Annotated in this window: 5 protein-coding genes and 1 pseudogene; all 6 read left to right on the forward strand. The window is 73.9% G+C overall.

The window, feature by feature from the left end; translation table 11 throughout:
- Positions 1 to 224, forward strand: a pseudogene (locus tag ACFWA7_RS38530) (hypothetical protein); the annotation flags it as partial.
- The gene (locus ACFWA7_RS38535) at positions 221 to 3,448 is read left to right on the forward strand and encodes a putative baseplate assembly protein (protein WP_385827838.1); all 3,228 of its coding nucleotides are present in this window, start codon (positions 221 to 223) and stop codon (positions 3,446 to 3,448) included. The pseudogene ACFWA7_RS38530 and the gene ACFWA7_RS38535, both read left to right, overlap by 4 nt.
- Complete coding sequence (locus ACFWA7_RS38540; RefSeq protein WP_385534264.1) at positions 3,445 to 5,577, forward strand: hypothetical protein; 2,133 nt, start codon at positions 3,445 to 3,447, stop codon at positions 5,575 to 5,577. Before ACFWA7_RS38535 ends, ACFWA7_RS38540 begins: the two co-directional genes overlap by 4 nt.
- A 61-nt stretch (positions 5,578 to 5,638) precedes the next feature.
- Positions 5,639 to 7,126: a DUF6519 domain-containing protein gene (locus ACFWA7_RS38545; RefSeq protein ID WP_385827840.1), complete on the forward strand. Its 1,488-nt coding sequence runs from the start codon at positions 5,639 to 5,641 to the stop codon at positions 7,124 to 7,126.
- A 348-nt stretch (positions 7,127 to 7,474) separates the two neighbouring features.
- Positions 7,475 to 7,993, forward strand: a complete 519-nt coding sequence (locus ACFWA7_RS38550) for a hypothetical protein (protein ID WP_385827842.1) — start codon at positions 7,475 to 7,477, stop codon at positions 7,991 to 7,993.
- Between the two features lie 577 nt (positions 7,994 to 8,570).
- Positions 8,571 to 10,178, forward strand: coding sequence for a DUF4157 domain-containing protein (locus ACFWA7_RS38555; protein ID WP_385827844.1), 1,608 nt, complete (start codon positions 8,571 to 8,573; stop codon positions 10,176 to 10,178).
- Positions 10,179 to 10,835: the final 657 nt, after the last annotated feature.

Raw genomic sequence — 10,835 nt, forward strand, 5'->3', positions numbered from 1 at the left:
GTCCCGCCCCGGCCCCGCCCGCCCCGACCGGTCCCGCCCCGGCCGCACCCGCCGGGACCGCGGCCGACCCGGCCGACCCCACTCCCATCAATCCCGTCACCGTCGAGGCCGTACCGGCCTCCGGCGTCCTGCGGCTGCGGCCGCTTGAGATCGCCCGGCTCGACGACGACCCGGCGCGCCCCGAGAACGGGCGGCTGAACGTCACTGTGCAAGGAGGACGATGAGCGGCTCACCCCACCGTTGCGGCTGCTGCGCCGGCACCCGGTCCGCCACCCCGGCGCCGGTCTGGAACCGCCCCGGCCTGCCCGCACTGGACCGCCGCATCGGCACCCACCGGCAGTTCCTGGACTCGATGCTGGCCCGGCTCTCGGCCGCCGACCGCCCCGAACTGGCCCCGCTGACCACCCGCGAGCCGGACGACCCCTCGATCGCCCTGCTCGACGGCTGGGCCGTCATCGCCGACGTCCTGACCTTCTACCAGGAACGCATCGCCAACGAGGGTTACCTGCGCACGGCCACCGAACAGGACTCGCTGACCCGGCTCGGCCGGCTCGTCGGACACCGCCCCCGGCCCGCGCTCGCAGCCGCCGCCCACCTCGCGTACGCCCTCGACCCGGGCACCAGCGCGACCATCCCGGCGGGCTCACAGGTCAAGAGCGCCCCCCTGCCGGGCGGGCTGCCGCAGACCTTCGAGACCTCCGAGGACCTCACCGCGCGCGCCGAGTGGAACGAGCTGCCGGTCCGCCGCACGGCCCCGCCCGCCTTCACCCCGGACCGCGTCCGAGCCCTCCAGGAACTCGAACTGACCGGGATCCACCCCTCGATCCGGCCGGGCGACCGCCTGCTCTTCCGCTTCTCGGCCCCCGAGGACGCCAGGGTGCGTACCGTCTGGGAGGTCCGGGCCGACCCCGCCCGCGGCCGCACCATCGTGCACTTCGCCTCACCCAACGGGGAACAGCAGTACGCCGCGGCACTGGCCCGGCTGAGCAGTGGTGTGCGCGCCGCCGTGCTCCAGACCCCGCAGGGCGAGATCGCCGCAGACATCAGGACCCGGGTCCTGGAGCCGCTTCAGGAGACCGGCATGCAGCCGCAGATCGGCAGCTACGTCGAGGTGCTCGCCGATCCGCTCCGGCGCCTCGGCGAACACCTGGCTGTCGCCCGCGCCACCGGGGACACCGTTGTCGAGACCTGGCTAGCCACGGTCGTCCAGCGCGGCCGGGCGGTGGCGGCCGCGGCCGCCACCGTGACGGGCGTGCCGCTGCTCGCCGACCCGGGCATGGCCGTCACCACGCCCCAAGGCCGGTCCGCCGGGGCGGCCAAGGACACTCCGGCGCTCGCCGGCCTCGCCCCCGCCCTGGACGCGCTGGCCGGCCCGGGATCCCGGCCGCCCACCGGGTCCCGGCTGCGGCCGCCCGCCGTCGAAGACCTGTTCGCCGCCGACTCCGACGCCCTGCCCCGGCTGCTCGCCGCCGCCCGCCCCCGGCTCGCGGGGGAGCTCTACCGCGCCCTGAACACCGTCTCCGTCGCGGCACCCGAGTCCTTCGTCGAGGTGCAGTGGCTGCGCGTCCGGGCCGCCCCCGCCGGCGCGGTGTTCCGTGAACGGGGGAGCAGGGGCGCGCGGCTGATCGACGTGGACAACAGCGAGCGCAACAACGGCCTCGCCCCCAAGAACCGCCAGCTCACCCTCGACGCCGTGTACGACACCATCGTCTCGCACAGCTGGATCGTCGTGGAACGCGGCGGCAGGGACCCGCTCGTCCGCCAGGTGCAGGAGGTCCGCCAGCCCGCCGCCCTGGGCCGGAACCTGGCCGTCAAGTCGACCCAGCTGCGCCTGGAGACCCCGCTGCCGCCGAAGTACTTCAGCGACGACGGACGGCGCGAGACCACGGTGTGGGCGGCCGGCGAAACCCTCCCGGTAGCCGACGCCCCGCTCCGGGACGACGTCGCCGACCGGGAGATCGATCTGGACGCCGCCTACGAGGGGCTGCGCCCCGGCCAGTGGCTGGTGGTCTCCGGCGAGCGCACGGATGTGCCCTTCGTCACCGGCGTAAGCGGCACCGAGCTGGTCATGCTGGGCGGCGTACGCCAGACCCACGCCCGGCGCCCCGGCGGACGGGCCCGCACCACGCTCCTCCTGACGTCCAGGCTCGCCTACCGCTACCGGCGCGACACCGTCGTCGTCCACGGCAACGTCACCCCCGCCACCGTGGGCGAGACCCGCACCGAGATCCTCGGCAGCGGCGACGCCGGCCGGGCCGGGCAGACCTTCCCGCTGCGCCAGGGCCCGCTCACCTGCCTGCCCGCCGCCACGCCCGACGGCGCGGCCGACACCCTGGCCGTCCGGGTCGCCGACCTGCGGTGGCAGCGGACCGACGACCTCACCGAACTGGGCCCGGCCGACACCTGCTACCGGCTGCGGACCGGCGCCGACGGCGCCGCCGCCGTGGAGTTCGGCGACGGCCGGCACGGCAGCCGGCTGCCCACCGGCACGGAGAACGTCGCCGCCCGCTACCGGATCGGCTCCGGCAGCGCGGGCAACGTCCCCGCCGGACAGGTCAACCAAGTGGTCAGCAGGCCCCCGGGCGTGACCGCCGTCACCAACCCGCTGCCCGCGACCGGCGGTACCGACCCGGACGGCGTCGACGACACCCGCAGCCGCGTCCCACTGCGCCTGCGGGCCCTGGACCGGCTGGTCTCGCTGCGCGACTACGAGGACTTCGCCCGCGCCTTCGCCGGCATCGGCAAGGCGAGCGCCCAGCACGTCACCGACGGCCGCCGCCGGGTCGTGCTGGTCACCGTCGCCGCCGTCGGCGACGCCCCGCTCGCGCCGGGCGCGCCCCTGGTCACCGCCCTGGAGAGCGCGCTCGCCGCGTACGGGGACCACCTGCCGGTCCGGGTCGCCGTACGCGAGCGGGTGCTGCTCCTGATGGCGGCCGGGATCCGGGTACAGCCCGACCGCACCTGGGAGTCGGTCGCCCCCGCCGTCCGCGGCGCCCTGTACGACGCGCTCGGGTTCGCGGGCACCGAACTCGCCGCACCCGCCCACCTCAGCACGGCCTACCGCGCCGCCCAGTCCGTGCCCGGCGTCGAGCACGTGGACGTCGACCTGTTCGCGGGCGTCCCCGACGACGTCGACACCGCCGCCCTGGCCCGGCTCGCCGGCACGCTGACCACGGCCTGCCCCAGCGTGCCGGCCCGGCCCGCCGGGAACCGCGCCACCCGCCACGACACGGCCGACTCGGACACCCTCACCTTCGTGGCCCGGCAGTACGGGCTGACGGTCCCCCGGCTCCTGCGGCTCAACCCCGGCATCGGCCAGAGCGCGCTCAGGGCACGGCTCAAGGACTCCTTCCCGCAGCTGGTCGTCCGGCGCGGGCTGCGGCCCGCGCAGCTCGCCGTGCTCGACCCCGCGACCCCCGAAACCCTCGTCCTGCGGAGGATCCCATGACCCCCGACGAGCTGTACGACCTGCTGCCCGCGGTCCACCGGCGACGCGACGAGGAGACCGGCGGGCGGCTGCGCGCCCTCCTCGCCGTCATCGCCGAGCAGGCCGACCTGGTCGAGGCCGACATCGAACGGCTCTACGCCGACTCGTTCATCGAGACCTGCGCCGACTGGGCGGTCCCCTACCTCGGGGACCTCGTCGGCCACCGCGTGCTGCCCAGGGCGGCCGCCGCGTTCGACACGGGCACGGCCGAGGCACAGCGGTGGCTGGCGGCAGCGGCCCCCCGCCGGGAGGTGGCCGACACCGTCGCCAACCGGCGCCGCAAGGGCACCCTCGCCCTCCTGGAGGACCTTGCCGCCGATGTGGCCGGGTGGCCGGCCCGCGCCGTGGAGTACCGCCGTCTGCTCGCCGTCACCCAGCCCGTCCGCCGGTATCCGGCCGACGACCGCGGGGCCCGCCGCCGGCTGCGCCACGGCCGGCTGCCGGACCTGCGCCGGGTGGACGCCCTCGACCGGCTCTGGGGGCCCTTCGACGAACTGGCCCGCACCGCGGAGGCCGCCCGCCCCGGGTCCGCGCGCCGGGCCGGCCGGTACGGCATCCCCGGCGTGGGCCTGCACGTGTGGCGGCTGCTCGCGCACGCGGTCACCCGCGCCCCGGCCTACTGCGACGACCGCGCGCCGTACCGGTTCACCTTCAGCATCCTCGGCAACGACACCCCGCTGTTCACCAGGCCGGTGACCGAGCCGTCCCCGTGCCACACCGCGGACGAGATGAACGTCCCGGCGCCGATCAGACGGCGCGCCCTGAGCGAGCGGCTCGCCGACTACTACGGACCGGGCAAGAGCCTGTGCGTGTGGCCCGGCCCGGACGACCCCCCGGTGTCGCTCGACCGGATCGTGGCCGCGGACCTGTCGGGGTGGACCTACCGGCCGAGGCCCGGCCAGGTCGCCGTCGACCCGGTCCTCGGCCGGATCGCCTTCCCGGCCCGCGAGGCACCCGAGGCCGGCGTCCTGGTCACCTACCACCATGGCGCGGCCGCCGACCTGGGCGGCGGCGAGTACCCGCGCCCCGGCGCGGCGGACACCGACTTGGCCGCCCGCGTCTACCGGGTCGGCCCCGGCGAGCGGTACCGGCGCATCACCCAGGCGCTGGAGCGCTGGCGCGCCGCGCGGCGGCACGGCATGCGGCGGCCCGAGGCGGTCATCGAGATCACCGGGAACGACGCCTACCAGGAGATCCTCGCGATCGACCTCGACCAGGGCGACCGGCTGACGCTGCGGGCCGCAGACGGGGTGCGGCCGGTGCTGCGGCTGCTCGACTGGTCCGGCAACCGTCCCGACGCCCTGCGGATCACCGGTACGGGCCGGGGCGCGGGACCGCTGCCCCGGATCGTGCTCGACGGCCTGCTGATCGCCGGGCGCAGCGTGCAGGTACACGGGGAGGTGGGGGAGGTGGTCGTCCGGCACTGCACCCTGGTGCCCGGCTGGGACCTGGACGAGCGGGCCCGCCCGCAGCATCCCGAGGAGCCGGGACTGGAGCTGGTCAACACCCCGGCGCGGCTGAGGGTCGAGCACTCCGTACTCGGCACCGTCGTCGTCAGGCAGGACGAGACGGCGGCCGAACCCAACCACGTCTGCCTCGCCGACTCCGTACTGGACGCCACCGGCCGCGAGACGGCCGCGCTGACCGGCCCGGAGGGCCGACCCGCCCACGCGGTGCTCGCCGCACGCCGCACGACGGTGATCGGGACGGTGCGGGTGCGGGCCGTGGAGCTGCTGGAGAACTCCCTGTTCGACGGGGAGGTCCGGGTCTCCCACCGGGGCGAGGGCTGCGTGCGGTTCTGCTGGCTGCCGCCGGACTCCCACACCCCCGCCCGGTTCCACTGCGAACCGGAGCAGTCCGGCGACTCGCAACGCGTCGCACTGCGTTTCACCAGCACCTGGTACGGCACTCCGGGGTACGTTCAACTCGCCGACGGGTGCGCCGAGGAGATCCGCCGGGGCGCGGACGACGGCTCGGAACCGGGTGCCCTGCACGACCTGTTCCAGCCGCTGCGGGAGGACAACCTGCGCACCCGCCTGGACGAGTACACGCCCGCCGGCTGCGACAGCGGCCTGTTCTTCGTCACCTGAGCGGCGGCGGCTCCGGGCCGCGCGCGGACGAGCCACTCCTCACGTCAGGGAGCGCACCACGATGCAAGGCGACTTCTCCCGGGTCACGTTCGACCCGGACCGGCACTTCTCCGCGGTCCTGTCCCAGCAGGGACGCGTTCAGCTCGACTCCGAGATCAACGAGCAGAGCGCGATCCTCCAGTACTACCTGCGCACGCTCGCCGCCGACGTGCTCGGCAGGGCGGCCTGCGCGGCCGGCCCGGAGGAGACGGACCTCGGCGGGTTCCGGGTCGCCGTCAACGACGGCGTGCTGACCGTGGCCCAGGGGCGCATGTACGTCGACGGCATCCTCTGCGAGTGCAAGGAGGACGTGGAGTACTGGAGCCAGCCCGACGGCCACCTCGACCAGGAGCGGGCGGAGGTGGAAGGGAAGCTGCCCGACGGCGCGTTCATGGTGTACCTGCGCGTGTGGGAGCGCCTGGTGACAGCCCATGAGGCGCCGGAGCTGCGGGAGCCGGCCCTCGGCCTGCACGGCCCCGACACCACGGCGCGTACCCGGGTCATGTGGCAGATCGCCTGGCTCCCGCTGCGCCTGGCGGACGACACCCCCATCCCCGCCCCCGAGGCCGCGCTGCCCTGGCTGACGGAGGAGCTGGAGGCCCTCTTCGGCCCCAGGGCGAAGCTCGCGGCCCGCGCCCGGCTCACCGAGGGCGACACTGACCCGTGCGACGTGGCGCCCGACTCGGGATACCGCGGTCCGGAGAACCAGCTGTACCGGGTGGAGGTGCACCGCGGCGGCCACGTCGGCCAGGCCACGTTCAAGTGGTCGCGGGAGAACGCCTCGGTGGTCCTCCCCATCAGGTCGGTCGCCGGGCCCACGCTCGAACTGGACACGCTCGGCCGGGACGACAAGCTCGGGCTGGAGACCGGCGACACCGTCGAGATCGTCGACGACGCCTCTGTCTGCCGGGCCGCCCGGACCGCGGGAGCGAGGGCTCCGCGGCTGTACCGCATCACGGAGGTGGACCACGTCGGCCGGCGGGTGGTCCTGGACGCCGATCCGGCGGCCGACCCCCACCAGCCGGGGCTCGGCACCTTCCCCGAGCGCCACCCGCTGCTGCGCCGCTGGGACCATCGGCCGCCGGAGCCGGCCACCGGCCCGGCGGGGAGCACCACGAGCGTCGTCACGGCGGTGTCCGGCGAGGGTGCGCTGGTGATCGAGGAGGGGCGGTGGCTGCCGATCGAGGACGGGATCGAGGTGTTCTTCGAGCCGGACGCACCGCCCCCCACGGCCGACCCCGGCGACCCGCCCGCCGTCCCCGCACCCGCACCCGCGAAGCGGTTCTACCGGGGCGGCGACTACTGGCTGATCCCCGCCCGGGTCGTCACCGGGGACCTCCTGTGGCCGCCCGACACGAACGGCGACCCGGAGCGCAGGGAGCCGCAGGGCATCGACTTCCACTGCGCACCCCTGGCCAACGTAGAGCAGGCCGGACCCGGCGGCGCCCGGACCCCGAAGGACCTGCGCATGGTCTTCCGCCCCCTGGCCCAGCCGCTCCCGCCGGCGTGACGGGGTGACGGGGTGAGGGACCGGGCGGGGAACCGTGGGGAGCCGGGCCGCGGACCGGACGGGCTGAGGCGCCGACCCACCGTGCTGAGCATGACACACCGTAATGATTTCTGTACGGTCGATCACGCCCCGTCATCTTGTCGCCAACCGCTAGGAGATGCCGGTGATCGACCAGCTCTGGATCCAGCCCCGCTCTCCTTCGCCCGGCTGGCCCCTCCCCGAACCCCTGCGACAACTACCGCTGGGGGAGGAGCGACGAGCGACCTCACTCCGCGCGGTACCGGCAAGACCACGGGGGAGCCGCAGCCCACCCTCGACCTGGCCGCGGACGGCACGCTGAGCGAGCGGATGCCGCAGAAGGTCCGGTTCAAGGACGAGGCCGGCTGGCGGCCCGTCTGCCCGTACTTCGAGGTGCACGGCAGCTGGACGGCGGACGGCGAACGCCACACCGGGCCGCTGACCGAGGAGTTCCTCGTCCGGTTCGGGCTCGGACTGGGGGACGTGCGCCGGCAGGTCAGCGTGGCCAACCTGAAGGCGCACCACCTCACCGAGAACGACGACGACCGCATCGAGGCGACCGTCCGGGTCCGCGGCGACGACCACCAGAAGCACCGGCCGGCCGGGACCTCGCCGCAGGGCGCCGCCCGGCCGCTGGTCCCGGCGGGCCGGAGCCTCCCGCTCGGCGCGGTGCGGGTGCCCGTGCCCAACGCCGCAGCCCGTTCGGGCCCCGGTCGACGAAGCACGATGATCCGCGAGCCGCTCGTGAGGTCGGCTGCCTGGCGGATCCCGACGTGGGGCAGGTGGCGTTGTGGGCCGACCAGCGCTGGTCCACCTCGGTCACTGTGGTTGCGCGATGAGGCAGATTGACGACCCTTTGACCCTGACCGACCGGGGTCTTCTGTGCGGGCGGGGCCGCATGCCCTTCGAAGTCAGGCAGCGCTGACCACGACAGTGTCTCGTCGAGATGCCCCGCGACGACGTCAGCGAGGTGTCGAGCCGCGGACTGATGGGTACGCGCGCAGGTAATGGCACCGTGCAGTGGCAGCGAGTGCTTGCTGTCCTTCATCGGACGCAGAACCGACGACGCCGGGGGCACATCGTTCCGGACCGGCCCAGGCCACACCTCACTTCGCAGCCGCTGGACAGCCCATACGCAAGGCAGTGACGGACCTGCACCCGGCCCGGCCACCAGTCCCATCGCCCGACGCCCCGGGCACTCGCACCACAGAACGCCCGCAACCGCGACTTCATACAGCGGAACATCGCCACCGCCGACGGCATGCGCGGGCCAGGTCCCTGCATGGCGGCGGTGACACGCCCGTCCTATGGTGGCGATAGGCACCCTGCGATCACGAGCACGGCAGGGCGGCCTGGGAGGTACCCGATGCCCTCGTTCAGCCAAGTCCACCGGTCTTCGGCCTCCACAGCAGGTGCCGCCGACAGGATGCCCCGCGTCACGCCCCGCGTCACACACAGCCTGCCCGTCACCCAACCTGGCGACACCCTGGAGCAAGCGGCCCATGTGCTGGCCGACCGTGCCCTGACGACGCCGGACCGGGCGGCCGCTTCCACTGCCACCCGTGTCACGACGATAACGGCGTCGACCGGCCCCCGCGCGGAGCGCAGCGCTCGGGACGCGGGAGTCCTCCCCGCGTCCGGCGGCCAGCAGCTGAACCTCCCGGTGCGGACAGAGTGGGAGCGGGCCTTCCGGCACGACTTCAGCGGCGTACGGGTGCACAGCGGACCTGAGGCGGCCGCCATGGCGGACCGACTCGGGGCGCGCGCATACAGCTTCGGGCGGAATGTCGTCCTGGGCCGCGGGGAATCCCTGCAAGGCCACGCGGGTCGCCGCCTCTTGGCGCACGAGCTGGCGCACGTCGTCCAGTACGACGCCTCCGGCCGGGCCGTCATCGCACGCCAGGAGGGAGCGGGGCGGGACATGAGGACCGACGCCGAGGTGCGCACCGAACTCCAGAAGCGGACGGGGAAGAGTTTTGACCAGCTCGTCATGGGTCTCGGCCGGGGCCCGATCGACCCGAGCAGCGTTTCGCCGCGCGAGCTGGAGCGGGAGCTGGAAGGGAACGGCACTCTGCCGCGCAGAAGGATGGACACCAAGGAACCCGTCGTGCTCGACAACGTCCTCGTCACGCACCCGTATCAGGAGAACCGCTTCGTCACCGAGGGCAGGGTCGGCCGCCAGTCCCAGATCGAGGCGGAGAAGGCGGCCGGTCAACAGGCCGTTCGCGAGACCTTCGTCTCCAACACGACCGGGGCACTGGGCGGTACGAGGACGGGTGCCGCTTCGGCGGGCCTGGTGCAACCGGCTCCCGAGGTCAGACGCTATGAACCCCGGCCGCCCACGACGTACGACGTACGGACCGGGGTTCGCACCCCGCAGGCCACGCTGACGGTCACCCCGCAGACCCGCTACGTCGCGGTCGCGAACCCCGATCTGGTTGCCCGCTACGAGCGGCTCGCCAACGAACGCCTTCCGGCTGTGATCGACCGGACCCTGGCCGCGGAGCGGGCCACCCCAGGGCGGGCCCGCCTGGCGCAGCTCGGCACCGAGTTGGACGCCCTGCGGGCAGATGTCGGCAACGCCCCCGCTCTGACCGCGCAGCAGAGGGCCCGGGCCATCGGCATCCTGCGCGAGGCCCGTCGCCTCGCGGGCAAGGACTTCGGCAGCCTCCAGGGCAAGGCGATGCGTCGGCTGCGAGCCGACGCCGACCTCCAGGCAATCGAAGGCCAGCTCGTAGCCGCCGGTGACGCCCGGCTCAACCCGACCGGCACGCTGCAGATCAAGGTCCGTCGTGCCGATGGCACGGAAAGCTTCGAACCGCTGAACCTCGAACACCGGGTGCGGAGGTCGGACAACCCGTGGCTGGCGAAGGGGAACCGGAACATCATCCTGACCGATGCACCCCAGAACCAGCAGTACTTGGAAGAGCTTCGCAAGCAGGGGTCGGTCTGGCCGACCGGCGAGGTGGAAGCGTTCGTGGTCCGTTACGAGCTCAACGACGAGGGTGTCAACTTCACTCCGAGATCCCGTTGATGAGCGACGTGGCTCGGCGAACCGCGTGAGGTCGGTCTGAGTGGCGGTGACGAGGGATTTCCCCAGCGTCTCCCACAGCTGAATGCGAGCGGGCCATCGGTATCTGGCTCGGACAGCAGTTGCCCGGACATGGGCGCTGACTGGCCTCTGTCTCGTTCCGGTCGTGGTGCGCGTACCCGGGCGCGCGCCGCATCTCAAGCGACCCCGAACCAGATCTGCCGCGCGCCCTCGCACGCACGGGCCCGATGTGGGCCGCGGGCCGCAGCAGGCGTGCACACCGACGCCCTCGGCGTCGCGTGAAAAACCTCCGCACGCCCGGCCGTCGTCGTCACTCCCTGGGATTCCCAGGGCGCGTTCATCGTTCATCGCCGACGTCGGCTGCTCCTCAACCGTGTCACCGACCGTCGTTGGAGATCCCTGCGGACACCGCCATTCTGGCTGTTGCCGCTGAAGGGGTCGCCCGCCGCGACGACCATGGCCGACTTCTTGGACCCGAGGGAGCGGCCCGGGCCGGCGCGGGAGGGGCTCGGGGCGCGGGCCGGGCATGCCAAGTGCGGGCGGAGGTTCCGACACTCTCGCTGACCCTGACCCTGACCCTGACCCTGACCCTGACCCTGACCCTGACCCTGACCCTGACCCTGACCCTGACCCTGACCC

It is taken from the genome of Streptomyces sp. NPDC059994, from assembly GCF_042737755.1.
In the GTDB taxonomy this organism is placed as follows: domain Bacteria; phylum Actinomycetota; class Actinomycetes; order Streptomycetales; family Streptomycetaceae; genus Streptomyces.